Raw genomic sequence first — 22,426 nt, 5'->3', positions numbered from 1 at the left:
GAAAGCCGAAGTACGGTGTTCCAATGACTTCACCCCGAGACAAGTCACCTATCACTCGCAATGTTCCCGCACTCATGCTGGTAGTCGGGGTCATTGGATTGATCGCAAGTTTCGGAGTGACCTCACGTTGGGGGTTCCCAGCGTCCGCATCGGAGCTTTGTAGATCAAGTTCGTATGGAAGCGGATTGCTCGAAGAAGCAGGATGGGCTTGGATCCCGTTTCCCGTAGCCTCTTGCAAGGCAGTGGATTTCGATTCTTCCGCAGTTTACTTCGCGCTCGGATGGGAAAACTCGATCACTGCCGCAGTATCGATCGCATTCATTGCCATGGCTCTGAAACTCACTTGGGGTGCAGGAGTTCAGTGATGCTCATATGCCCGGCCTTGGGTTCGTTCGGAAGGCTGACCGGCGCAAGCCCCATGCTTTCCCGACGCTCGTTGACCGAAAAGACGTACTGGGCAAATTCAGGCTTGACATGCACGTCCGGAAACTGTGCCCGAAGTTCGCCCACGATCTGATAGCCCTCGTCGTACCAGTCGAAAACGTTGATCCCTGGATTCCACCGCGGTCGCATCGCGAAGCCGTCGATCTCGGTCACAAAGAACTTTTGGAAGCGATCAGTCCACGCCAGTATTTTCTCTCCGAGTTCATCGTTGATCCCCATTTGGCTCGGGAGAACAAAGGGCTGATCCGCCTGAATGATGACCAGTTCACACGAAGGCCACAGCGAACTGGGATGACCATGGTCTGGATAGATTCTGATGACTAGCATTGCAGACTCGTTCCGCTGGCCGAAACGCTCCGAGGCGAAGTCACACCACCGGTCACCAGTGCGTACCGGGCACGAGTCGGGCGGCCCGACGGCCGAGTTTGCGGATGCGCGAGCGCGAGTGGTGCTGTCGCGCCGGTGTTGCCGGAGCGTCTGCCGGAGTTTCCTTGTCTACCTGACCCTTTGCCGCCGGAGAATCGGGGAAGGCCTGGTACATCTGGTTGAGAATTCGGTCCTTGGTGTGCGGTGCGAACAGGGTTCCCAGATCACCCAGGGTTCCCAGTGGTACGTCGATGCGTTTGGGGCGGTCGATCAGCGCGCGGATCACCATTGCCGCAGCCTTTTCCGGGCTGGTGATCGGGCCGTTGTTGTATTCGCCGGTCGGAGCGATCATCGGTGTTTCGACCAGCGGCATGTGGATGGTCGTGAAAGTGATTCCGTCCGCCAGGGTTTCAGAGGCGGCTACGTCCGAGAAACCGTCGAGGGCGGCCTTGCTCGCCACGTAGGCCGAGAATCTAGGCGTTGCCGCCTGGACTCCCGCGCTGCTGATGTTCACGATGTGGCCGAAGCGGCGAGAACGCATGGTCGGTAACAAGGCGAGCACCAATCGCACAGCGCCGAAGTAGTTCACGGCCATCGTTCGTTCGTAGTCGTGGAAACGATCAGTGGAGTGGTAAATGCCGCGCCGGATGGATCGGCCGGCGTTGTTTACCAACATGTCTACGTGATCGTGTTCTGTCAGAATGCTTTTGATCGTGTGCTGGACCGACTCGTCGTCGGTGATGTCGCAGGGGTAACCGAACGCCTTGCCTCCGGCTGATCGAATCTCCTGTACTGCGGCATCGAGTTCGTCGGTGCGGCGTGCGATCAGGAGAACGGTGGCGCCCTTCTGAGCGGCGGCAATGGCCGATGCCTTGCCGATTCCGGAAGAGCCTCCGGTGATCAGAACGATCCGACCCACGAGTGGTCCTTCGGGACTGTTACGTCGTGCGCGATTGGGATCGAGGTTTGCGCGCCAGTACTTCCACAACACAGTGGAGTACGACCCGAACTCGGGGACCGCCAGTCCCGATCCGGCCAGGGCGGCAACGGTTCTCTCCGAGGTGAAGGTCGGCGCCATCGTCATGTTGTCGAGTAATGCTGCAGGCATGCCGATGCGATCGAGGAAGACCTTCCGTGCCGATTCTGCCGAGTCCATCGGCAAGGGTGAGACAAAGGGTTTTGCGATCACGCCCGGCAGGCTGAGTGCGGGCCGGGGCGCTCCGGCGGCCTTGGCGAGTCCGGCATAGATTTCGCGTACCGGTTGAGGTTTCGGATTCACGAGATGGAATGCTTCGCCGTCATGGCCGGGCGCGTGCATCAATTCGACGAGGGCGGCGGCCACATAATCGACGGGCACCACGTTGGTTGCGCCGAGGTTGGGGATCGGGACGGGGAGTGCTGCAGGTAGTTTCGCGAGTAGCGCCAGTCCTGGGAACAAGTAGTACGGACCGTCGATCTTGTCCATCTCCCCGGTGACGGAGTTGCCGACCACGGCAGACGGCCGATAAACACGCCAGGTGAGGCCTTCTCGTTCTCGAACGAGCTTCTCGGCCTCGAACTTGGTTCGGTGGTACGGAGTGGGAAAGCCTTGACCGCAATCGAAATCGGTTTCGCTGAAGGTTCCCGGGTAGTCGCCCGCAACTGCGACTGATGACACGTGATGAAGGGTGGCTCCCAGTTTCGCAGCAAGGTCGGCCACGGAGCGTGTGCCCTCGACATTCGTCGAAGCCTGCTCGTCTCCGGCGGTGATGTCGTAGATCGCGCCGAGGTGAAGGACGTGGTCGGCAGGCGGGGGAGAGTCGATGCCCAGTCCCGGCTCGGTCAGATCTCCAATGAGTAGATGCACGCGATCGCCGCCGGGAATTGCCAACACCTGTTCTTCGAGTTTGGCGACAGAACCGGCTCTGACCAGCACATGGATCTGAGCAGTTTGATCACGCTCGAGCAGGAGTGGCAGTGCAGCTCGTCCGAGGAATCCGGTACCGCCAGTGACGATGTAAGTGGCCATAGTCGGTAACTTACTCCAAAGTAAGATCAGCGGCTAGAGGGAAACGAACATCAGTGCGTCATGACACCATCCTCGGCGTCGAAGTCGATGCCTGCGGAGATGATTCCGGAGAACAAGAACGCGACGGCAAGCGCAAGAGCGGGGATTGCAAGGATCCATTCGAAAATTGTCATGCTCCAAGTCTGACGAAATCAGCTTCGGAGAACATCGCCCTGCGGAGCGATTTAGACGTTCGGGCAGTCATCCTCGAGGACGACTGCCCGATCAGGGAAATCCACTAGGTCTGTTGCTGAAGAGTTTCGGGCGCAGTGGGGTGCGCGCTCGTCCTTGCGTCGCGTGACGTGATTTCGGATGAGATGTGGGCGGCCGTTGTTCCGAGGGTGTGAAGGCCATGCGCCGTCCGCCAGTAGACCGGCGCACCATCGTCGAGGCGATGGCGTGGACAGGCCGGCAAACCCTAGGCCGGTTCAGCGCCCGACAAGTCCTCGACCGCATACGGAGTCGTTCCTTCGAACAGAACACCGATCCCGAAAGGATCGGCCATCTCGAGCTTTGACTCAGCGAACCGCAGCAGCCAGGTTCCGTCAGCCCAGATCACCGCCTCAGGTTCGCCGAACAGTGACTCCGTGGCGTCCAACTCCACGAGTTCGGAGTGGCGGAGGCCGAACTGTGGCCCACGCAGCTGTTGACGCAGGTAATCGGCGGCGACTTCGGCAAACTCACCGAACCGGGCCATCACGGTCGCAGCGAGCTCACACACCGCAGACTCCGGCACGGTGGCCGGCTCGATAACCAGACTCACCGGCCTGGAGTCACCGACCCCCTGGACATCGATGATCGATGTCCAGCACGCCAACGAATCGTCCGAGTCGACACGCGAAAACACTGCCGAGCCGACCACAACACTCTCAGGTAAGTCATCCACGACCCCTAGTCAAACACGGCTCTCCGCAGGATCCCAGGGACTCTTCAGCGACATGATCCAGTCGCGATCAGTGGCCGATGCCGACCTTCGCGTGAACCTTTTTCATCCACACAGGAGCCCACCAGTTCGCTTCGCCCATCAACTTCACGAGCGAGGGCACGAGCAACATGCGGATGATGGTCGCGTCGACGATCAGCGCGACGATCATGCCGACGCCCAGGAACTTCATCACTGACAGCCCTGACATTGCGAAGGCCCCCGTCACCACTATCAGGAGTAAGGCGGCAGCCGTCACGATGCGGCCGGTGCGCTCGGTTCCGAACTTGACCGCTTCCTCTGTCGTCGCTCCCGCGTTCTTGGCCTCGACCATCCGTGACATCAGGAAAACCTCGTAGTCCGTGGACAATCCGAAGACCACCGCCAGGATGAGCACGACGAACGTCGCCTCCAGCGGAGTTTGACTGACCCCGAGGAGTTCGACGCCGTGTCCGTCCTGGAAGACGACGGTGAGGACACCGAAGGTGGTCGCGAGACTCAGGGCTGCCATCAGCACCGCCTTGATCGGCAGCACCACCGAACCGAACGCGAGGAACAACAGGATCAGGGTGGATCCGACCATGATGAGGATCATCACCGGTAGCCAGTGCAGGACGGCGTTGTTGCCGTCGTCGACCATGGCTTGACCGCCGCCGACAAGCAGCACCGTTCCGTCGGGAGCGGAGATCGCACGCAGATCTGTCACTGCGGCGCTCTGTGATTGGGGTGTAGAGCCCTCGCTGTAGAGAGCCTGAACCGCGACGAGTTGATTGGTGCTCGCGACGACGGTCGCCTGACCGATGCCCTCGACTTGACCGGCGGACTCGGCGATCGCTGCACCTTCGGCCGGGGTGAGAGTGTTCCCGTCCTCGGCCTGAAGGATCATCGTTGCGCCGTTTCCGGTTTGCGGGAAGTCGTTGACCAACGTGTCCATTGCGACGCGAGCGGGGTCGTTGTCCGGTAGTGCGGTGTACGAGAGTTCTCCCAGCCGGGCGCCGAGCAGCGGCGAGGCCATCACGAGCAGCACAGCCACGATCGTCACCGAGACTGCGACCGGACGCTTCATCACCCACGTGACGACGCGGCCCCAGAACTTGCGCGAGCGTTCCTCGCCGCGTTGCGCCGCATCCTTGCGCCACGTCAGGGCGTTGATGCGATGCCCCAGAATGGCAAGCAGCGCAGGCACAGCGGTCAGCGACAGGACGGCCGCGCTCAATACCGCAGCGATCGCGCCGAAGCCCAGAGACCGGATGACGGCCTGGGGGAATACGAGCATGCCGCTGAACGCACAGATCAGCAGTAGACCCGAGAACATGACGGTGCGACCCGCCGTCAGAACTGTCCGCTGAGCAGCCGCTCCCGGGTTCGAGCCCGAATTCAGTTCTTCACGGAACCGACCGACCACGAACAGTCCGTAGTCGATGGCCAGTCCCAACCCGAGAAGAGAAGCGACGTTGATCGAGAACGAGGACACATCGGTGATCAGCGTGAGGATTCGCAGAACCGCCAAAGCACTCAGGACACTGAGTACACCCACGAACACGGGCACGGCAGCAGCGACGATGCCGCCGAAGATGAAGACCAACAGCACCAGAGTGATCGGAATGGCGATGGCTTCGGCGACCACCAGGTCCTTCTCGAGCTTGGTGTTGAATGCGACGCCGACGACGGTGTTACCCGCGAATTGTGCCTCGGCACCTTCGACTTCGAGCTTCGGCAGGAGATCGGCGAAAGTGGCGGGCGTGACGCCCGAGTCCGGTGCCAACGTGATCGCAACGGCCGCCATGGATCCGTCGTTCGAGAGCAGGCTGGCCTTCGCTGCGGCGTCTGTTCCCCAATACGATTTCACCGAAGCGGTCGGCACTTCGGTTTTGAACTGGTCGACGGCGGCTGTCACTGCCGGCCCGATGTCGTCCAGAGTCTTGCCGTCCGTGGGCGAGTAGATCGCGATGATGTCCGGGGTCTGCGGTCCGAGATTGTCTTCGATGATGTCGGCGACCTTCGCGGAGTCGCTGCCCGGATCGATGAAGCCGCCCTGGCTGAGCTTGCCGAACACTCCGAGTCCCCACACCCCACTGATGAGAACTATCAGAACCGCGAGGCTCAGTACCCACCATTTCCGGGCGACGACGGTTTGGGCCCAGCGTGTCATGTATCAACTCCGGTGTGTGGGGGCGTCTGGCCAGATCGACTGTAGTGGGCGTTTGGTCTTGAATCGGAAACGTCATGCATACTGCTCGAAGCACTTGCAAGCCACGCGTGTGGGGGAAGCCGGTCCGAATCCGGCGCTGACCCGCAACGGTAGGTCGATTCTCGGTAGTCACCGAGTGTCGGCAAGCCCGATTACCCGCCGCGCGGTGTGCGACATCCATTCGTCGTGGTCTACGAAAAGGAAGTCCAGCAGGAGCTCTGGCCGAGGATCAGCGTGCGGGCGGAGTTGTCTGTCGGATTCTCATTCGTGGCTCAGAGCCCTTACGAGGTCCCCGTGTCACTTCAGTTCTCCCCGTCCCGCGCCGCCGCTGTTCTCATCGCGGTCGCCTTGGTTTCGGCAGGTTGTTCCAAAGGTCAGGAATCAGAGTCGGCGTCTGCTGCGGAATCCTTCGCACAGCCGGTGTCCGTGACCAACTGCGATCGCGAGATGACCTTCGATTCGCCGCCGCAGCGCATCGTGTCTTTGAACGGACACGTCACCGAAGCCCTCATCGAGATCGGCGCGGGTGATCGGATTGTCGGGCGGGCGTACAGCGACAACCCGCCAACTGCCGAGACCGCCGATGTATTCAACAAGATTCCCAGCCTCTCCGATACGTTCCCCAGCATGGAGCAGGTTCTCGACGTCGATCCGGACTTCGTGGTCGGAGGAATGACCAGTGCCTTCAACGAGAAGCAAGGCCGTTCCCGAGACGCTTTCGGCGAGCGCGGAATCAACACCTTCCTCTTCTCGGAATACTGTGGCACCGGGTTCCCCGACATCGGATTGCTCGAGAACGACTACACGCAACTCGGTCGAGTCCTGGGCGTCGAAGATTCCGCCCGCGAGGTCGCAGAGGAGATCAGCGATGGTCTCGATTCCGTCCGCGCTTCGGTCGGAGACGCGGCGCCGGTACCGACCTTCTTCTACGACAGCGGTGACCAGGTTCCGACGACCATCGGCGGAGTCGGCGTCGGTCAATTGGTCGCGGAATACTCCGGCGTCTCGAACATCTTCGCCGAAGGGACAAAGCCCTACATCGACGCATCGTGGGAAGCTGTTGCCGAGCGTGCACCCCAGGCGATCGTGGTCATCGACTACGGCGACAAGACAGCCGAGCAGAAGATCGACTTCCTCCGTGCCCAGCCGTTGATGGCGACCACCCCTGCTGTGCAGCAGAACCGGTTCGTCGTGGTTCCTCTCGCTGACCTGTTCGAGAGTTCACGGTTGGTGCGTTCGGCACAGACCATCGCAACAGCCTTCCATCCAGGCGCTGACGCGGCGAAGTGACCCGCACGCGTTACGGGTACGGCGCCCTGCTTGTCGGCTTGGCGGTCGCCTTGGCGATCGTCCTGGGGTTGGCCGTCTCCTTGGGATCGGTTCGCATTCCCGTCGGTGACGTCTGGGCGATAGTCGGAGCCCGTTTGGCGCCAGGGACTTTCGAGACGTGGTGGACCGCGGCGCGGGAGTCGATCGTGATCGACTCCCGCCTGCCACGTGCACTCACTGCCGCGGTGGTGGGTGCTTCGTTGGCCATGGCAGGTGCAGTTGCTCAAGCTGTCACCCGTAATCCGCTTGCCGATCCGTATCTGCTCGGAGTCTCGTCGGGCGCGGGATTCATGGTGGTGCTCGTGTCGGTGCTGGGTTTCGGCGCAGGCCTCCTCGGGGTTTTCACGATTCCGGTCGCAGCATTCGTCGGGGCGATGATCCCGTTGTTTCTCGCACTGCTGATCGGCGGCCGGTATCCGCAGCCGACCGCGATCATTTTGGTGGGTGTCGCGCTCGCCCAGATATTCTCGGCGCTCATCACCTTTTGCATCCTGGTATTGGCCGATGATCGGCACGTGACGTCGGTGATGCACTGGATTGCCGGCGGATTCGGTGATGCACGATGGTCGACGCTGATCTTCCCGACGATCACACTGGCCGTCGTCGGCACAGCCCTTCTGTTCAGTTCGCGATGGATGGACGTTTTGCAGACCGGTGACGACGGGGCTGCTGCACTCGGTATGAACGTCCGACGGTTCCGTGTGTTGTCCTTGCTCGCGGTCTCCGTACTGGCGGGCGCAGCAGTCAGCGTTGCCGGTGGAATCGGTTTCATCGGTCTGCTGATCCCGCATCTGGCCGGCTTCATCGTCGGCACCAGAGCAATTCGACTGCTCCCTGCTGCAGCCCTGCTGGGCGCCGTCGCGATGGTTGCCGCAGATACCGCTGCGCGCTCGGTGGCACAATCCACTGAAGTTCCGGTCGGAGTGATCACGGCCCTCGTGGGTGCACCGATCTTCGTCTGGATGCTCTACCGGCAGTATCGGAGGCTCGAACAGTGACACAGGCCAGAACAGTGACACTCCCGAAAGACTCCGAAACTGCGCCCCTGCTCGAACTCGTCGAGACCCGGGCGCGGCTCGGAAATCGCGAAGTGTTGCGCGGCATCACTTTCGCAGTCAAGTCCGGTGAAATATTGGGCTTGGTCGGGCCGAACGGCAGTGGCAAGACGACGGCGCTGCGCTGCTGCTACAACGCTTTGACGCCGACAGGTGGCGCAGTTCTGATCGATCAAGTCGACTCGACGACGCTCTCGCGTAAGGACATCGCCCGAACTGTCTCGGCAAGTGTTCAGGAACCCACTGTCTCGGCAGGACTTTCGGTTCGTGAATCGATCGCGCTCGGACGAACTCCGCACCGCAGCTGGTTGGACCGAAGCACGGAGCGCGATACCACCATCGTGGACCGGTGCATCGAGCAGGTCGGTTTGGTCGAGCTTGCCGGACGAGACGTATCGACCCTGTCGGGTGGTGAGCGGCAACGTGTCTCGATAGCTCGCGCATTGGCTCAGGAGCCCAAGGTTCTGTTGTTGGACGAGCCGACCAATCATCTCGATCTTCGTCACCAGTTGATCGTGATGGAACTGCTTACCGAACTTACGTCGGCGGGGCTCGCAGTTGTGGTCACGATGCACGATCTACGGTTGGCAGTCGAGTACTGCGACAACCTTGCCGTGCTCACCGAAGGTGAACTCCGCGCGTGTGGGTCTACGGTCGAGGTGTTGGACGAGCCGTTGTTGGCCGAGGTTTTCGGCATCAGGGCGCGAGTCGAACGCGGAGTACGTCCGCGGATGGAGATATTGGGGCTGGCATGACGGAATCGGTGGCCGGGATCTACGCCCGTATGGCAGTAGCTGTGCCGTTCTTCGACAACCTGAGCGCGTATCCGGATACGGTGCCCGCGGTGTTGATGACCGACCCCCAGTGGTTGGCAGCACGTGTCGCCGATACGGCAGAGCGATGGGGGAGTGCGGACAGTCGAGTGAACGGCACGTTGTGGTGGTACTCGGCCAGCTCGACGCTGACCGGCATTCCGATCGGAACCGGGATGGTCACCGGGTTCGCGGCCGATCCATCGTTGGACGGTGGGCGGATCTTCTTGCGTGACAACGGCTATCTGGGCGGTTTTGCTGCCGGATCGGTCATTCCGATCTCGCGGAGTGTGGCGGAGTTGGGCCACGCGATGTTCCGCTCGCTCAATCCCGTGATCGAGGTACTCGCGGAGGTGTCCGGCGTTCGGCAGCAGGCGCTGTGGGCGATCACAACGGACTCCATCGCCAATCGCAGCCTCGATGCCGCCGGTAATGCGCGGGAGCGCGGAAGTGCATTTGCGGCCGGTCTGATCGAAGTTCTCCGCGGTGAGAACCCGGGCATTCCGGTCCCGCGTTTCGTGGATGTGGATCGCAGAGAATCTGCTGTGCGCGTAAGTAATCCATTGACGCCGGTGGCATTCGGGCGACGCAGATTCACGCAGCGGGCGTCGTGCTGCCTGATCTACGAGGTACCCGGTGAAGGCAAATGCACCAGTTGCCCGAAGCGCGCACCCGAAGATCGGGTGCGCGCCTTGGCTGCTCTGGTGTGACTGTGGGTGGGCGGATTCAGGTGTTATCGGATCAGTGAGCTGCGACCTTGGAACGGTCGAGTCCCAGCGCGTCGGTCATCGTGAAGAACAGGTCGGTCTGGTCCGTGAGACCGCTGACGTTGGCCGCATGCGGGCCGAAAGCTGCTACGCGCAACTGAGTTCCGGTGTGTCCTTCGGACTCGACGGCCGGATCCTCGGACGTTCCGTAGCTGATCGTCATCTCCGAGCCGTCCTTGGTGGTCAGCTTGCGGGTCAGGCCGGGGTAGACGATTTCCTGGGCGCGCTCGACCGGGATGTTCTGGTCCTTGGCGATGGTGGCGATGTCGTCGGCGCTGACATTGGTGACGATCTGGCTGGTGTGAGCGTGGTCGGCTGTGACGATGACCAGGGTTTCTCCGTCGGTCTTCGCGAATTCGAGTGCCTTCTGCACAGCTTCGTCGAGGTCGACGGTTTCACCGATCTGACCGCATGCGTTGGCTGCGTGATCCTGCTTGTCGATCGAGGCACCTTCGACCTGGAGGAAGAATCCGTTGTCGTTGACCTTCAGTAGGTCGATGGCCTTCTGAGTCATGTCCGCGAGCTTGGGCACGTCGGAGGTTCGCTTGGGGTTGTCGACGCAGGTTTCGGCGGGTTGCAGGTAACCGTCACGGGTGGCGACAGAGCCTTCCCAGCGGACGGGCATGTTGCCGTCGGCGAACAAGCCGAGCACGGGTGCATCCTGATCGGCCTTGCCGACCTCGTTCATCTCGGCGGCGTTCTTCACCAGCTGGTAGCCACGGGCGGCGGCCTGCTCATTGAGTGTCTTGCCCTGCCAGTCACCGGCTTTCGCAGTCTCGGCGAAGGACTTGGCGCCGCCGGCAAAGGTGACGTCGGCGCGGGTGTCGAGGAGCTGTTCGCTGATCGATCCCTTGCCGCCGTTCTCGAGGGCGTTCTCCGGGCAGGACTTGGACGTCGCCTCCGGTCCGTAGCACTTGCGGCCACTGACGTGCGCGACCTGCACTGCGGGGGTGGCGTCCTGCACCTCGGCGGTGGAGACGTTGCCGGTGGCCTTGCCGTTCGCCTTGGCGATCTCGAGGACGGTCGACTGGGCCTGCCCCTTGATGTCGACGGAAATCGCGCCGTTGTAGGTCTTGGTGCCGGTGGACCATGCCGATCCGCTGGCTGCGGAGTCGGTGACGTAGTCGGGCTTGCCGTCCTTGGTCAGTGCGTAGTGCGTGTACTGGCCGGTGATCGGCAGGGCGTCGAGGCCGGGGAAGCTGCCCGCAGCGCCTTCGGCGTAGTTGCGTGCGGCGGTGATCTCCGAGTCGCCCATGCCGTCCCCGATCAGGAGGATGACGTTCTTCGCGCCGGAGGCATTGACGGCGTCGCGCACTGCGGCCGACTGATCACCGTCGATGCGACGAGCGCCACCGTTCGAGGACAGTTCGCCGGTCGCGGCGCGATCGACGGTCGCGCCGTTCGAGCCGGTGGCCTCGTCGGCGCTGCTGCTGCAGCCGGCAGCGGCCAGAACGGCGACGGCGCCGGCGACGGCCGTCAACCTACGTGTGTTGCGCGAGAACGACATACGAGTAGTACTCCTGGAAACAGTATGGATGGAGATTATGAACGCCGCTAATGATCTGGGGCGAAAGTGAACGGAGTGCAGACATGCGTACATCTGAATGTGACGAGACGGTGAGGGTTGAGATTCGCTCTGTTGACTGTGGGTGAGTGACCTGTCAGACTGAATCTACATCGAACATCAGTTCGATGCATGTGGTGCGTCTTCCCTTTCGGCATCCTCGAGCAGTCGGTCGTCCCTGACGGCCGACTCGATCAGGTGCGAGGTCAGTGTGGGTTGGGGAAATGGGCCGCCGACGTGGTCCGAGATGGAACGGGTGCTTTCCGGACGACCCGGCCGTGTGGAACATGAGGATTTGTTTCCGGGCGATGGAAGCGACAGCCCCGCCTGGTCAAGAAAGCGCGGCGAGTACCACGCGGGCGAGCTCACCCGTGGTGCCGGTGTAGTTCCTTACGCAGAACTGCACGCTCACTCGGCCTTCAGTTTCCTCGACGGTGCATCACCGCCGGAAGAGCTGGTCGAGGAAGCAGTGCGTCTCGGGCTCGAAGCTATCGCCGTCACCGATCACGACGGCTTCTACGGCGTGGTGAGGTTTGCGGAAGCCGCACGTGAATGGGGAATGCGCACCGTGTTCGGGGCCGAGTTGTCTCTGGATTCGGTACCCAGAACCGGCACGGCAGATCCCGGTGGAACGCACCTCCTGGTACTTGCCCGTGGGCAGGAAGGGTATCGCCGGCTCTCGCGGGAGATCGCTGCCGCGCATCTGGCGGGCGGCGAGAAGGGCAAACTGCAGTACGACTACGACGTGCTGACCGAAGCGGCCGGTGGCCACTGGCAGATCCTGACCGGGTGCCGGAAAGGTCATGTGCGGCAAGCCTTGACGTCGGGTGGTCGCGAAGCAGCGGCGGATGCCTTGGGGGATCTGGTCGAGCGTTTCGGGGCGGAGCGAGTGTCGGTGGAACTCACTCATCATGGGTTGGCGGAGGACGACGAGCGCAATGCCGTTCTGGCCGAATTGGCGAGAGAGCATGGACTACGTACGGTGGCGACCACCGCCGCGCACTTCGCCGCTCCTCCGCGTCGACGCCTCGCCATGGCAATGGCGGCTGTGCGGTCGCGTCAAAGCTTGGACGAGGCAGCAGGATGGTTGGCCCCTACCGGCGGAGCGCACCTGCGGTCCGGCGCGGAGATGGCGGCACTGTTCTCGCTCTATCCCGAGGCTGTCAGTGGTGCCGCCGATCTTGGTCGTGAGTGCGCTTTCGATCTCAAGCTCATCGCGCCCAAATTGCCACCGTTCGACGTGCCAGCCGGGCATACCGAGGCGTCGTGGTTGCGTGAGCTCACCATGGTGGGGGCGCTGGAACGCTACGGACCGCCGGAAGGTGCACCGAAGGCATACAAACAGCTCGAACATGAACTTGCCATCATCGAGGGATTGAACTTTCCCGGATATTTCCTGGTGGTGCATGACATCGTGTCGTTCTGCAAGAAGAACGACATCCTCTGTCAGGGAAGAGGTTCCGCTGCGAACTCGGCGGTGTGTTACGCGATCGGCATCACCAATGTCGATCCGGTTCGCAACAAACTGCTGTTCGAGAGGTTTCTTGCGCCCGAACGTGACGGCCCGCCGGATATCGACGTGGACATCGAGTCGGATCGCCGGGAAGAGGCGATCCAGCACGTGTACGCGAAGTACGGGCGTACGTATGCCGCGCAGGTAGCCAATGTCATCACCTATCGAGGAAAGTCGTCGGTGCGGGACATGGCTCGGGCGCTGGGCTTTTCGCAGGGCCAGCAAGATGCGTGGAGTAAGCAGGTCGGCCGGTGGGGTGGTATCGACAAGAATGCGGATACCGATATTCCGCGTCCGGTACTCGAACTGGCGGCGCAGATCGAAGGCTATCCGCGGCACCTCGGTATCCACTCGGGCGGCATGGTCATCTGCGATCGTCCCATCGCCGACGTCTGCCCGGTGGAGTGGGCGCGGATGGCCAATCGCAGTGTCCTGCAATGGGACAAGGACGATTGCGCTGCCGCTGGGCTGGTCAAGTTCGATCTGCTCGGCCTCGGCATGCTCTCAGCTTTGCACTACATGATGGATCTGGTGGCCGAACACAAAGGCATCACAGTCGATTTGGCGCAACTCGATCTGTCGGAAACAGCGGTGTACGAGATGTTGCAGCGGGCAGATTCGGTGGGTGTGTTCCAAGTGGAATCACGTGCGCAGATGGCGACACTGCCGCGTCTGAAGCCTCGAAACTTCTACGACCTGGTAGTCGAGGTCGCGCTCATCCGTCCGGGGCCGATCCAAGGCGGATCAGTGCATCCGTACATTCGTCGGCGCAACAAACTCGAACCTGTGTCCTACGACCATCCGTCGCTCGAGAAGGCACTCGAACGCACGTTGGGGGTTCCGCTGTTCCAGGAACAGTTGATGCAGATGGCCGTCGACGTTGCGGGCTTCACGCCGTCCGAGGCCGATCAATTGCGTCGGGCAATGGGATCGAAACGCTCCACCGAGAAGATGGAACAACTGCGCGCGAGGTTCTATCAGGGCATGCGAGACCTACACGGCATCGGTGACGAGGTTGCCGACCGGATCTACGAAAAGCTGTATGCATTCGCTAATTTCGGTTTCCCGGAAAGCCATTCACAGAGTTTTGCCGCGCTGGTCTTCTACTCCTCGTGGTTCAAACTTCATCATCCCGCTGCGTTCTGCGCCGGACTTCTGCGCGCGCAGCCCATGGGTTTCTACTCGCCGCAGTCCTTGGTTGCCGATGCGCGCCGGCACGGAGTGCAGGTACACGGTGCAGACATCAATGTCAGCCTCGCGCATGCCACCGTCGAGGCAGGTGGATTCGAGGTTCGGCTGGGGCTGGGGGAAGTGCGCAACATCGGCGATGCACTCGCCGAGAAAATTGTCGAACAGCGCGACCTCGGTGGACCGTTCACGTCGTTTCTCGATCTGACCGGGCGGGTGGAACTGACTACCGCACAAGCTGAATCGCTGGCGACCGCCGGTGCGCTAGCCAGCTTCGGTATCTCGCGTAGAGAAGCGCTGTGGGCAGCGGGCGCTGCGGCGGGGGAGCGCCCCGACCGCTTGCCCGGTATCGGTGCGTCGGTCACAGCTCCCACCCTGCCCGGCATGAGCGACGTCGAATTAGCGGCGGCGGATGTCTGGGCGACAGGAGTATCTCCCGACACGTACCCGACACAATTCCTCCGCCCACAGCTCGACGCGCTCGGCGTGGTGCCGGCGTCGAGACTTCTCGACATCCCGGACGGTGACCGTGTGCTGGTGGGGGGAGCAGTCACACACCGGCAGCGTCCGGCCACAGCTGCGGGCGTCACGTTCATCAACCTCGAGGACGAAACCGGCATGGTCAACGTCGTGTGTTCGGTGGGGTTGTGGGCAAAGTACCGAAAATTGGCAAATACGGCGCCGGCGTTGCTTATTCGAGGGAAGGTGCAGAATGCAGAAGGCGCTGTCACCGTCGTGGCAGACCGGATGCAGCTGATGGATCTGCGAGTAACGGCCAAATCGCGAGACTTCCGTTAACGCCTGATTCTGGCCACCGTGTTAGTGCCGAGAGACAGTTTTGTGCCGAGAGGACAAATGTGGAGCTCAACTCTGACCTCCGAGCATATGGTGCGGGTCACATTTGCTCCCTAGGGTTGTCGCTTGAGCGCGATCGATTCACCACACGCAGCCGCGGTCAGTTGCCTTGCGCGTGAATATCGTCGCCTTCCAAACGCGCTGAACCAAAAGCACTTCGAGTCGAAGAGGAACTTCATGAGCACAGCGATTCTCGTCGCACACGTACACCCCGCCGATCCGTCTTCGGAGGATGCGTTCAACCGTTGGTACGACGACGTGCATATTCCGCAGGTCGTCGAACGAGTGCCCGGAGTTGTCTCCGCCTCCAGATTCTTCCTGGCGGATGTGCAGTTGCTGCCCGAGGATGCATTGCCCGCGCGCCGCTACCTGAGCATCTATCAACTCGACACGGAAGATCTCGCGGGCACCGCGCAGGCGTTGGGAAGTGCTTTGGACGACGGAACTCTCGACATGTCCGAGGCCATCGCGACCACCGGCGACACCGGACCCGAATTGCTTTTCTACGTCCCGACCGAGAATTGAAGGGGAACGCTGACATGTCCGATCTTCTCGCGAACAAAGTTGCAATTGTCACCGGCGCAGGTGCCGGAATCGGCGCCGCCATTGCCCGGGCGTTCGGGGCGGAGGGCGCGAGGGTCGTGGTCTCCGACATCAACGGTGGCGGAGCACAGGCAGTGGCGGACTCGATCGACGGAGCTATCGCTGTCACAACTGATGTCACCGACGAACAGCAGGTCAAGGATCTCGTCGCCAGAGCGGTCGAAGAGTTCGGCGGACTGAACGTCGTAGTACCCAACGCCGGTATCGCCACCACGACCCCGCTGATCGAGACCTCGTTCGAGGACTGGCGGAAAGTGATGTCGGTCAACCTCGATGGAGTGTTCTTGACAGTGCGTCATTCGCTGCCCGCTCTCGTCGCATCCGGTGGCGGTTCGATCGTGAACATCTCGTCGATCTCGTCGACCACCGGCTCGCCTTTGATCGGCAGCTATGCCGCAGCCAAAGCAGCAGTTCGCAATCTCACCGAAACCCTGTCAGCCGAACTTCGCTTCCACGGAATCCGCGCGAATGCATTGCTGCCCGGATTCATCGATACCGACCTGGTCAAGAGTCACCAGCAGGATTTCGAGAATGCCCTCGGCCTCGAGTCCGGGGGATTCGACGACTTGATGGTCACGAAGCAGACGCGCTACGGCCGGACCGAGGAAGTTGCCGCCGCCGCAGTGTTCTTTGCGAGCGACCAGTCGTCGTGGTGCAACGGCAGCAGCCTGGTTCTCGACGGAGGGTTCACCGCTTCTCTCCTCTGAGCAGCAGAACCCTTTCCGAACGTCACCCGATCACCATTCGTGCGAGGATCCACACCATGACCAACCGCGCCGTGTACGTACTCCCGCCTGGAGGATTGAACAACCTCGAATCGAGGACGATCGAGACCCCGGGCCCGGGTGCGGGTGAGGTGACGATCGCGATCCACGCGAATTCGCTCAACCACCATGACTACCTCGTGGCGACCGGAGAGATAGCAACCGACGGTCCGCGGATCCTGTTGTCCGATGCTGCCGGGGAGGTCGTTGCGGTCGGAGACGGCGTAACGCAGTTCAGCGTCGGAGATCGCGTGATGAGCACCTATTTGCCGCATTGGCGGAGCGGCACACCGGATTTCGACGGATTCGGAAATTCGCCGGGTGACGGTGTCGACGGGTTCGCCCGCGACACCGTCACCGTGCCGGTATCTGCTGTGACAGTGATGCCGCGAAACTACACCTACGAGGAAGCCGCTACCTTGCCCACCGCAGGTTTGTCAGCGTGGCGCGCACTATTTGCCGGAGTCCCGATCATCCCAGGGTCGTCGGTGTTGATCCCTGGGACCAGCACGGTGGCGCTGTTTGCCGTCCAGCTGGCCAAAGCTGTTGGAGCTCAGGTGATCGCAACGTCGTCGGCCCCCGACAAGATGGCACGATTGGTCGAGCTCGGTGCCGATCACGTGGTCAACTACCGTGAGCGCCCGGACTGGGGTTCGGAAGCGATGCGGCTCAGCGGCGGGATCGACCTCGTCCTCGACGTCGGCGGGCCGTCCACCCTCGGCCAATCTCTGGCGGCAGTCCGACCAGGCGGGCGAATCTGCGCGCTTGGCATCATGAACGGCCCCTCGTCGTCGATCGACCTGACTTCGCTACTGACCAAACAGGTCACCATCGAAGGTGTTCTGGTGGGCAGTCGTGCACATCAGGAGGAGATGGTCGCCGGGCTGGAGAGCCTGGCGCTTCGTCCCGTCATAGATTCTTCCTACAGCCTCGACCGCCTCGCTGACGCTTTCGAGCAGCAGAAATCCGGGCAGGCCTACGGCAAGATCGTCATCACAAACCCTTGATCGCTTGCCGGTCCCAACGGGGATCGGTGAGGATTTCCGCCGAGTCGCCGACAAATGCACGTGCGGCAGTCTGGTCGCCGCTCAGGGTGAATCTCAGCCACGCGGTGAGGTAGCCCCGGAATCCTTCGCCATCTGCGGCCCAATTGTGGCCGACGCCAAGCAGTCTGCCGCGGACCGCCGGTCCGGCGGTTTTGTCGAAGTACTCAGCTTGCGGATCGGCGGTGGAGACCGGGTCGTCGGCGCCGGTCATGAAGAACGTCGGTCCGGTCAACTGGGCCACGTCGATCACGTCGACAGGTCGCGAGGCCCACCACGGGTCAGGCAAATCGAGTACCGCCGTGGCGGTGATCAGATTCGCGGACTGGGTTGCCGCGTTGATCGCGCCACCGGCGCCCTGGGAGTGTCCGACCGAGGCAATGTTGTCGGTGTCGATCCGCTGGTGAAAAATGCTCTCAGCGTTGGTGTTCTGATCGACGACGTACTGGGCAGCCCCCAAGATCTCCGTCCCGTCGCCGGTGACGCTGCTGTCGGCCACCACAACGACAAAACCCCAAGAAGCGAGATGCTGCAGGAGCGCTTCGTACTCTTCGTAAGTCGCATAGCTGCCGTTGCCGAAGGTGACGACGGGATGCCGATTGCCATCAGACGACAAGTCGGCTGGGTAGAACAGTTGGTACCCGGGAACTGAATCGGCAGCCACTTCATGCGCACCCTTGGCTGCATACAGATCGCTGATCGATTCCGACGCGATGGATTCGGTGGTCGCGACTTCGGGAGTTGTCGGAACCCCCGCGGTGGCATGAGTGACGGCACCGGAGAGTGCCAGCAGACACGATGCAGTCACGACGGCGAACGAGTACGTGGTTCGAGAAGGCATGGGCACAAGTATGTCTTGTACGGTCGCGGTCGGTCAGGCCGAGACGGGTGTGTGCCGATCTTCGCCGATTCGATCTCGAATGAGGAAGACGGCGATCACCCCGAAGACGACCAAGAGGACCGTCAGTAGAGAGGTGATGGCGGCGGCGCCGCTCACTTCCGTGGTCACCGAAGTGTCCAGCCCGCCGGTCGAGAGAATTGTGGTGGGGTCGGTGAGGCCGTGTAACACGATTGCGGCCCAGATCGTGCCCGTCACACGCATTGTCAGGTACATGCACATACCGAAACCGAAGGTGTAGACCACGGTGACCAGAACGGTTGACGCCTTCATCCCGGCGATGAGGTTGACGGTGTGCATGAGTGCAAACACCAGTGAAGACACGACGGCGACAAAGCGTTCCCGGTGGCCGGCGTCGCGCAACATCTTCACTGCCAGGCCACGGGTGGCCAATTCCTCGGTCAGGCCGACGCACGCACCGAGCACCAGCAGGGCGATTACCTCGCCGGTGGTCCAGGCGCTCCAATCGGTTCCCGCCAGATGCGCAACAATGGCGGCGACCACGATGATCGGACCGATCCACATCCAACCCCGCCCACGAATGGGTTGTGGGCCGAAGACGCCGCGCAGCCAGCCGACCTTTGTCGTGAAAACCAGCAGGGCGATCCCGCCGATCGCGATGGGCAATGCGACGCCGAGGAGGATGCTGGAGGCGCTTGCCACGACATTGTCCGGCTCGATCTGGTCTGTAAAAACCCTGGAGGTAACCTGCCCGACAGCAAGATAGAACGCCAGGTAGACGACGATCAGCAGGAGCACTTTCCACACGGTGGGGCGACTCCAAAAACCGGACTTTTCGGGAACCGTATTGGTCATTGTCAGATCGTAAAGGGAGCTGCACGAAAACGCGCGGGTACCGTCTATTCGGACAGCAGCGAACACGAAGGCAGGCGCAGAAGAAATGTTGGAAGTCGATTTGAATGCACTGGACACGGCTTTGGCAGCGGGTGAGCCGTTGATCGACGTCCGTGAGGCCGACGAGTTCGCTCAGGTCCGAGTTCCCGGTGCGACGCTCATTCCGCTCAGCGAATTCGTCTCTCGCGTGGGTGAAATTCCGGACGCGGAAACGGTGTACATCATCTGCGCCGTCGGTGGTCGGAGCTTGCAAGCCGCTGAGTATCTGCAGGCTCGCGGCATCAATGCCGTTTCGGTGGCCGGTGGAACGATGGCGTGGTACCAGTCGGGGCGCCAGGTCGAGACCGGCGAATAGTGCGTAACTGTTGGGGCAGCTCCCGTTTACGGAGCTGCCCCAACACGTCACTTCCGCCAGAACAGGTGGTGCGTCACGCCGCTCGGGCTCGGCACAACGTCGAGGTTGAAGCGGTCGAGTAACTCGTCAGGTGTCTCCCACAGTCGTAGACCGGATCCGAATTCGATCGGGGAGACAGCGATGTGCATCGTGTCGACCAGATCGGCGTCGAGGAATTCACGGATAGTGCTGACTCCGCCGCCGAGTCGAACGTCCTTGCCCTGCGCTGCCTCACGTGCCTGCGCGAGGGCCGTCGCGGGGTCGGCGTCGACGAAGTGGAATGTCGTGTCCGATAGCGTGAACGACGGCCGCACGTGGTGGGTCAAGACAAAAACCGGGGTGTGGAACGGTGGCTCGTCGCCCCACCAGCCCTGCCACTCGAGATTCTCCCAAGGGCCGCGGTAGGGTGAGAATTTGTTGCGGCCCATGATTTCGGCGCCGATGTTGTTGGAGAAGTCCCGCGTGAAATAGTCGTCGAGGCCTCGGCTGCCGCCGGGATCGGTGCGATTGGGCCAGCTGGCCGTAGCTCCTGCCCACGCAAACATTTCACCGTGGTCCAGGCCGAACGGGCTCTCGAAGCTCTGGTCCGGACCGCAGGCTATTCCGTCACTGGAAACGCCGAAATTCTGCACTCGCAATAACTGACTCACCGTGTACTCCTGCTCTCGACAATGGTCTACGTGAGTACAGACCGTACGGCGAGCCAAAACTCATCGGTGCGAATTCATGCAGCCGCCGGTAGAACTCCACTGCGGATCGACCGGACGGTCCTGACCGCGACGGTTGCCCAGATGGGGATCAGTACGGTCAGCAGGGCAAGTGCGATTCCCAGGATCAGGGTGGAACCGGTGGCGACTCCGAAGGCATTCGCTCCGACGGCACATGCTCCGATGGGGAAGGTGAAGCTCCACCAGCCGAGCGAGAAGTCCAAGCCGCGGCGCAGTGCGTGGATGGTGACGACGGTGACGGTGACAAACGCGATCACGCCGATGATTCCGACGACGGTTCCGTAGGCGATCCCGAATTCGTGCAGGGTGTCGGCATGCTCGGGGCTGAGTGCATGCCGTGAGGCGGCGGCCAACAGGTTGGATGCCGCGATCGACTGTCCGATCACGCCCAACGGAATCCACAGTGAGGGAATGGCATTGAACGGGATCACGTCGACGCCGGCCGAACGGTTGCGTGCGAACTGCCTGGCGACGGCTACCAGAATGCCGATGGCGGCGGTCAGCGCCAGAGCGAACAGGATGTAGCAGAAAACCAGTACCGCGATGCGTGGAGCGCCTTCGGGCATGTGGGTGCTGACCGCTGCGCCGGTGGTGGCCGAGACCATCGGAGGTACGACGGGCATGAGCCAGAACGGCATTGCCGTCGCCATCCCGGCATCTCGAACGAGTCGAATCATCATCACGACGTAGGTGACCAGGCCGAGTGCCGTGCCGAGTGTCCACAGTGTCAGCGACACGGTGATCGCCACGTCGTGGCCGAGGAAGTCCGGGCCGGTGATGCCGGTTGCGGATCCCACGGTCAGCAGTGCCATTGCGACGGCGCCGTAGAAGGGGAACATCGCGGGGCTGTGCAGGTAGGCGAGGGCCTGACATCGATGTTGTGACCAATGGGTGGCAAATGCTCCGATCAAGGCGCACAGTACGAGAACCGCCAGAACCCAGAAGATCTCGGAGACCAGTTTCAAGCCCTCGATCTCCGGTTCGAGCGAAGCGGCGGCCACCGACACGATTCCCGTTCCCATCGCTGCCGCGAACCAGTTCGGAGTGATGTGGGCGAAGGTGGAACTCGTTGTGGTGGTCATGTATTTCACTGTCGTCTCATCCGGTCCGTACCGGTAGACCGGTTGTTCTTGAATGCCCACAAACTCGCCTTGTGGGTCTAATCTTGGGACTATGTCGTTGTCTCCTCGGGTGCCGGAACTCAGTGCCCTCGACGTCCTCCTTTCCGTAGGGCGTCTGGGCAGCATGGGTGCTGCCGGCCGGGAGCACGGACTCAGTCAGCAGGCGGTCAGCGCCCGGGTGCGTTCGGTCGAACGCCAACTCGGAATCAAGGTGTTCGATCGAGCGGCGACCGGTGTTCGTCCCACCGCCGAGGGCGGTCTGATTCTCGAGTGGGCAAGTCACATCCTCGTCAGTGCCGAGGAAATGGCATCGGGAGTTGCCGCACTTCGCGGTGAACGTGATGCTGCCGTCACGGTTGCCGCCAGCATGACCATCGCCGAGTATCTGGTTCCCGGATGGACGGTCGCGATGCGGCACAAGTTCCCCAACGTCGTGGCGTCGGTGAGCTTGCACAATTCCTCGGACGTCTCTGCTCAAGTTCAGGCCGGCCAGGCCGATATCGGATTTGTCGAAGGGCCGGATGTGCCGTCGGCGCTCGCGTCGTGCGAAGTAGCGCGTGATCACCTCGTCGTGGTTGTGCCGCCGGGACACGACTGGGCGAATGGTGTGCCCGTTCCGGTCGAGGAACTCGCACGCACACCGCTGATTCAGCGAGAATCAGGGTCCGGTACGCGCCTGACGCTCGAGAATGCTGTTCCCGATTGTGTGCCGCCGCTGCTCGAGCTCACCTCGTGTACCGCTGTCAAGGCTGCGGTGGTGGCAGGCAACGCCCCGGCTGTTCTGTCGTCGCTGGCAGTTGCCGCCGACCTGACGGACGGCCGACTGGTCGCGGTCAACGTCGACGGCTTGCGGATGCCGCGTCGACTCCAAGCCGTCTGGGATCCCGATCGCGGATTGCGCGGTGCGGCAAGAGATTTCCTCGACATAGCGCTCGGATCCAACACCGCTGTTCATTCACGCTGACGG

General features: G+C 61.9%; 20 protein-coding genes and 1 riboswitch. Of the genes, 10 read left to right on the top strand and 10 right to left on the bottom strand.

All coding sequences use genetic code 11. From position 1 onward, the window contains the following. Positions 1 to 339 precede the first annotated feature (339 nt). The 5 genes from P3G66_RS08340 to P3G66_RS08320 form a co-directional block, all read right to left on the bottom strand. Positions 340 to 771, bottom strand: a complete 432-nt coding sequence (locus P3G66_RS08340) for a hypothetical protein (protein ID WP_256938646.1) — start codon at positions 769 to 771, stop codon at positions 340 to 342. A 52-nt stretch (positions 772 to 823) separates the two neighbouring features. Continuing rightward, positions 824 to 2,818 carry an SDR family oxidoreductase gene (locus P3G66_RS08335; protein ID WP_276116379.1) on the bottom strand — a complete coding sequence of 665 codons (1,995 nt, stop codon included), beginning with the start codon at positions 2,816 to 2,818 and terminating at the stop codon, positions 824 to 826. Between the two features lie 50 nt (positions 2,819 to 2,868). Next, complete coding sequence (locus P3G66_RS08330; RefSeq protein WP_003940840.1) at positions 2,869 to 2,991, bottom strand: hypothetical protein; 123 nt, start codon at positions 2,989 to 2,991, stop codon at positions 2,869 to 2,871. A gap of 284 nt (positions 2,992 to 3,275) precedes the next feature. Then, positions 3,276 to 3,743, bottom strand: coding sequence for a hypothetical protein (locus P3G66_RS08325; RefSeq protein WP_223304434.1), 468 nt, complete (start codon positions 3,741 to 3,743; stop codon positions 3,276 to 3,278). 67 nt (positions 3,744 to 3,810) lie between these two features. Then, complete coding sequence (locus P3G66_RS08320; protein ID WP_276116378.1) at positions 3,811 to 5,931, bottom strand: MMPL family transporter; 2,121 nt, start codon at positions 5,929 to 5,931, stop codon at positions 3,811 to 3,813. A 71-nt stretch (positions 5,932 to 6,002) separates the two neighbouring features. After that, a riboswitch (cobalamin riboswitch) is annotated at positions 6,003 to 6,149 on the top strand. 115 nt (positions 6,150 to 6,264) lie between these two features. Between P3G66_RS08320 and P3G66_RS08315 the strand changes: the two genes are divergently transcribed. Genes P3G66_RS08315 through P3G66_RS08300 form a run of 4 tightly spaced genes read left to right on the top strand, consistent with a single transcriptional unit; the run spans position 6,265 to position 9,876 of the window. Then, entirely contained in the window at positions 6,265 to 7,260 is a 996-nt protein-coding gene (locus P3G66_RS08315) for an ABC transporter substrate-binding protein (RefSeq protein ID WP_029254958.1), read from the top strand. Continuing rightward, positions 7,257 to 8,297 carry an iron ABC transporter permease gene (locus P3G66_RS08310; protein ID WP_116056951.1) on the top strand — a complete coding sequence of 347 codons (1,041 nt, stop codon included), beginning with the start codon at positions 7,257 to 7,259 and terminating at the stop codon, positions 8,295 to 8,297. Before P3G66_RS08315 ends, P3G66_RS08310 begins: the two co-directional genes overlap by 4 nt. A gap of 14 nt (positions 8,298 to 8,311) precedes the next feature. Next, positions 8,312 to 9,109 (top strand): ABC transporter ATP-binding protein, encoded by a 798-nt coding sequence (locus P3G66_RS08305; protein ID WP_276116408.1) that lies wholly within the window; start codon positions 8,312 to 8,314, stop codon positions 9,107 to 9,109. Next, positions 9,106 to 9,876 carry a (2Fe-2S)-binding protein gene (locus tag P3G66_RS08300; protein ID WP_003940787.1) on the top strand — a complete coding sequence of 257 codons (771 nt, stop codon included), beginning with the start codon at positions 9,106 to 9,108 and terminating at the stop codon, positions 9,874 to 9,876. Before P3G66_RS08305 ends, P3G66_RS08300 begins: the two co-directional genes overlap by 4 nt. Positions 9,877 to 9,907: 31 nt before the next feature. Here P3G66_RS08300 and phoA read toward each other — a convergent pair whose 3' ends face one another. Continuing rightward, positions 9,908 to 11,440, bottom strand: a complete 1,533-nt coding sequence (phoA, locus tag P3G66_RS08295; RefSeq protein WP_003940796.1) for an alkaline phosphatase — start codon at positions 11,438 to 11,440, stop codon at positions 9,908 to 9,910. A gap of 268 nt (positions 11,441 to 11,708) precedes the next feature. Here phoA and P3G66_RS08290 point away from each other — a divergent pair, with 268 nt between their 5' ends. The 4 genes from P3G66_RS08290 to P3G66_RS08275 all read left to right on the top strand — a co-directional run bounded on the left by P3G66_RS08290 (position 11,709) and on the right by P3G66_RS08275 (position 17,427). Further along, positions 11,709 to 14,996, top strand: coding sequence for an error-prone DNA polymerase (locus P3G66_RS08290; RefSeq protein WP_218680014.1), 3,288 nt, complete (start codon positions 11,709 to 11,711; stop codon positions 14,994 to 14,996). Between the two features lie 234 nt (positions 14,997 to 15,230). After that, positions 15,231 to 15,578 carry a hypothetical protein gene (locus P3G66_RS08285; protein WP_204855628.1) on the top strand — a complete coding sequence of 116 codons (348 nt, stop codon included), beginning with the start codon at positions 15,231 to 15,233 and terminating at the stop codon, positions 15,576 to 15,578. Between the two features lie 14 nt (positions 15,579 to 15,592). Next, positions 15,593 to 16,363 (top strand): glucose 1-dehydrogenase, encoded by a 771-nt coding sequence (locus P3G66_RS08280; protein WP_030535097.1) that lies wholly within the window; start codon positions 15,593 to 15,595, stop codon positions 16,361 to 16,363. A gap of 56 nt (positions 16,364 to 16,419) precedes the next feature. After that, a complete protein-coding gene (locus P3G66_RS08275) occupies positions 16,420 to 17,427 on the top strand; it encodes an NAD(P)-dependent alcohol dehydrogenase (protein WP_007727420.1) in 1,008 nt (335 codons plus the stop codon). Here P3G66_RS08275 and P3G66_RS08270 read toward each other — a convergent pair. Both P3G66_RS08270 and P3G66_RS08265 read right to left on the bottom strand, forming a co-directional pair. Next, positions 17,414 to 18,304, bottom strand: coding sequence for an alpha/beta hydrolase (locus P3G66_RS08270; RefSeq protein WP_276116377.1), 891 nt, complete (start codon positions 18,302 to 18,304; stop codon positions 17,414 to 17,416). The two genes, P3G66_RS08275 and P3G66_RS08270, sit on opposite strands and share 14 nt — an antisense overlap. Before the next feature lie 33 nt (positions 18,305 to 18,337). Continuing rightward, positions 18,338 to 19,177, bottom strand: a complete 840-nt coding sequence (locus P3G66_RS08265; protein ID WP_275231506.1) for a CPBP family intramembrane glutamic endopeptidase — start codon at positions 19,175 to 19,177, stop codon at positions 18,338 to 18,340. An 85-nt stretch (positions 19,178 to 19,262) separates the two neighbouring features. Here P3G66_RS08265 and P3G66_RS08260 point away from each other — a divergent pair, with 85 nt between their 5' ends. Beyond that, on the top strand, positions 19,263 to 19,571 hold the full coding sequence (locus P3G66_RS08260) for a rhodanese-like domain-containing protein (protein WP_003940684.1): 309 nt from the start codon (positions 19,263 to 19,265) through the stop codon (positions 19,569 to 19,571). 47 nt (positions 19,572 to 19,618) lie between these two features. On the opposite strand, the gene P3G66_RS08255 is transcribed toward P3G66_RS08260, so the two are convergent. Both P3G66_RS08255 and P3G66_RS08250 read right to left on the bottom strand, forming a co-directional pair. Further along, the gene (locus tag P3G66_RS08255; protein ID WP_003940771.1) at positions 19,619 to 20,260 is read right to left on the bottom strand and encodes a dihydrofolate reductase family protein; all 642 of its coding nucleotides are present in this window, start codon (positions 20,258 to 20,260) and stop codon (positions 19,619 to 19,621) included. 74 nt (positions 20,261 to 20,334) lie between these two features. Further along, a complete protein-coding gene (locus tag P3G66_RS08250; RefSeq protein WP_042449826.1) occupies positions 20,335 to 21,420 on the bottom strand; it encodes a TDT family transporter in 1,086 nt (361 codons plus the stop codon). A gap of 91 nt (positions 21,421 to 21,511) precedes the next feature. Here P3G66_RS08250 and P3G66_RS08245 point away from each other — a divergent pair, with 91 nt between their 5' ends. Beyond that, complete coding sequence (locus tag P3G66_RS08245) at positions 21,512 to 22,423, top strand: LysR family transcriptional regulator (protein WP_030535095.1); 912 nt, start codon at positions 21,512 to 21,514, stop codon at positions 22,421 to 22,423. Positions 22,424 to 22,426: the final 3 nt, after the last annotated feature.

It is taken from the genome of Rhodococcus sp. C3V, assembly GCF_029269915.1.
GTDB classification, from domain to species: Bacteria; Actinomycetota; Actinomycetes; order Mycobacteriales; family Mycobacteriaceae; genus Rhodococcus_F; species Rhodococcus_F qingshengii.
Note: the sequence above shows the minus strand (reverse complement) of the source record. Positions and strands in the feature narration are given on the sequence as shown.

Coding starts and splice junctions, on each gene's coding strand:
- P3G66_RS08340 (WP_256938646.1), bottom strand. CDS start 771: ATGCTAGTCATCAGAATCTATCCAGACCATGGTCATCCCAGTTCGCTG.
- P3G66_RS08280 (WP_030535097.1), top strand. CDS start 15,593: ATGTCCGATCTTCTCGCGAACAAAGTTGCAATTGTCACCGGCGCAGGT.
- P3G66_RS08300 (WP_003940787.1), top strand. CDS start 9,106: ATGACGGAATCGGTGGCCGGGATCTACGCCCGTATGGCAGTAGCTGTG.
- P3G66_RS08245 (WP_030535095.1), top strand. CDS start 21,512: ATGTCGTTGTCTCCTCGGGTGCCGGAACTCAGTGCCCTCGACGTCCTC.
- P3G66_RS08270 (WP_276116377.1), bottom strand. CDS start 18,304: ATGCCTTCTCGAACCACGTACTCGTTCGCCGTCGTGACTGCATCGTGT.
- P3G66_RS08265 (WP_275231506.1), bottom strand. CDS start 19,177: ATGACCAATACGGTTCCCGAAAAGTCCGGTTTTTGGAGTCGCCCCACC.
- phoA (WP_003940796.1), bottom strand. CDS start 11,440: ATGTCGTTCTCGCGCAACACACGTAGGTTGACGGCCGTCGCCGGCGCC.
- P3G66_RS08320 (WP_276116378.1), bottom strand. CDS start 5,931: ATGACACGCTGGGCCCAAACCGTCGTCGCCCGGAAATGGTGGGTACTG.
- P3G66_RS08330 (WP_003940840.1), bottom strand. CDS start 2,991: ATGACAATTTTCGAATGGATCCTTGCAATCCCCGCTCTTGCGCTTGCC.
- P3G66_RS08260 (WP_003940684.1), top strand. CDS start 19,263: ATGTTGGAAGTCGATTTGAATGCACTGGACACGGCTTTGGCAGCGGGT.
- P3G66_RS08250 (WP_042449826.1), bottom strand. CDS start 21,420: ATGACCACCACAACGAGTTCCACCTTCGCCCACATCACTCCGAACTGG.
- P3G66_RS08285 (WP_204855628.1), top strand. CDS start 15,231: ATGAGCACAGCGATTCTCGTCGCACACGTACACCCCGCCGATCCGTCT.
- P3G66_RS08335 (WP_276116379.1), bottom strand. CDS start 2,818: ATGGCCACTTACATCGTCACTGGCGGTACCGGATTCCTCGGACGAGCT.
- P3G66_RS08275 (WP_007727420.1), top strand. CDS start 16,420: ATGACCAACCGCGCCGTGTACGTACTCCCGCCTGGAGGATTGAACAAC.